Annotated in this window: 2 protein-coding genes; both read left to right on the top strand. The window is 35.3% G+C overall.

Annotated elements, in window-relative coordinates:
• Window positions 1-308 precede the first annotated feature (308 nt).
• Window positions 309-497: a hypothetical protein gene (locus U9P79_06660; GenBank protein ID MEA2104303.1), complete on the top strand. Its 189-nt coding sequence runs from the start codon at window positions 309-311 to the stop codon at window positions 495-497.
• Window positions 498-508: 11 nt separating this feature from the next.
• On the top strand, window positions 509-1,177 hold the full coding sequence (locus tag U9P79_06655) for an HAD family phosphatase (GenBank protein MEA2104302.1): 669 nt from the start codon (window positions 509-511) through the stop codon (window positions 1,175-1,177).
• The last annotated feature ends 374 nt before the right edge of the window (window positions 1,178-1,551 follow it).

The following is a 1,551-nucleotide window of genomic DNA, read 5'->3' as shown; positions in this document are numbered from 1 at the left end:
CAGAACTTTTTATCCGGTTGGCAAAACAGAAATTGGGGAATTAAAACTTCTAGTTTTTCTGTTAATAAAATTTTTTGATCCAATAATTTGTGATTATCCGTAAAGCCTGAAACCTTGCGGATGGTTGATAGATGATTTTTATCCACACCTCCGCAATGGTTGAGATATGTAAACGACCACCATTGCGGAGGTTGCGGATAACAAATCCCGTTGGAAGACAACCATCCGCAAGGTGCTTACAAGATTTTCCTTTACGGACAGATTCTAATTAAATTGGAAACAAAAAATAAATTAGGAAAGGAGAACCTATGAAAAAACTTGCTTGGATTTCCGGTATCATTGCAGCAATTCTCATGTTGTTCGGTTTTATTGATTTTCTTATGGGTCACATGCATCCATTTTTACACGTAACCCAACCTCAAAATTATTTTATTGTTGCTATTTCATTCCTCCTATTTACAATAGTCTTTTTAATCTACCCTGAAAAGAAGGATTAAAGCCACTTTAAATGTTAATCAAAGGAATTCTATTTGACTTGGATGGTGTAATTGTTGACACACTTCATTACCACTTTCTTGCATGGAAAGAGATGTTTGGAAGAATGGGCGGTAAGGTTCAAGAACTTACCGTCCTTCTTCATGAAGGGAGAAGTTCAAAAGAACTTATGCCGATCTTGTTGGAAGAAGCCGGTCTTGAATTTCCTAAAGAAAAATGGGATAACTTTATTGAGACAAAACGGGAATATTACCGCTCCATTGTAAATGTTACTTTCTATCCTCAGGTAATTGAGACAATTACAAAACTAAAAAAATCAGGTTATAAATTGGCTCTCATTACCGCTTGTGCGAAAAAAAATATGCATAAAGCACTTTCGGATGAACATCAATCTTTATTCGATGTGATCGTAACCGGAGATGACATGCCCCGCGGAAAACCTAATCCCGATCCCTATGAAATCGGAAGAGATAAATTGAAATTAAAAAATGGTGAATGTCTCGTTGTAGAAAATGCTCCTCTTGGGATTCTTTCGGCAAAAGCAGCCGGAATTACTTGCGCTGCAGTTTCCACAACCCTCCCCAAAAAGTATTTGCAAAAAGCCGATATTTTTCTAAATCATATTGAAGATATTTTTAAATATTTAGTGTCTGTCCGTAAAGTAAGGATTCGACGCAGATGAACACTGATTCAGCAGATAAACGCTGATATTATACTTTTTACAAAAAAATTTTATCTTGCGAAAATCGGTTTTTTCAGTGTTCATCTGCGTCGAATCACCTGCGGAGAATTATTGCAAAAATGCGAGTTTACGGACAGAATCTATTTAGATTAGAAAACTTGAATTAAAATTTGAGCAGACCGGAGTTCAGGATATTTTTTTTCAAGCTTGATTTCAGGATGCGAATGAGGATTAATCTCTCTAAATTTATGATAAAACAGATTAAAAGCAACAGGCGAGATGAAACGGACTTTAGTTTTTACAATGTTATTTTATTCGTTCGAAATTTTTTATCAACACGAAGTTTTTTATTCGCACGAAGTTTTTTAATCGCA

The organism is Candidatus Cloacimonadota bacterium, assembly GCA_034661015.1.
In the GTDB taxonomy this organism is placed as follows: Bacteria; Cloacimonadota; Cloacimonadia; order JGIOTU-2; family JGIOTU-2; genus JAYEKN01.
This window is presented reverse-complemented; position numbering and strand designations above follow the sequence as displayed.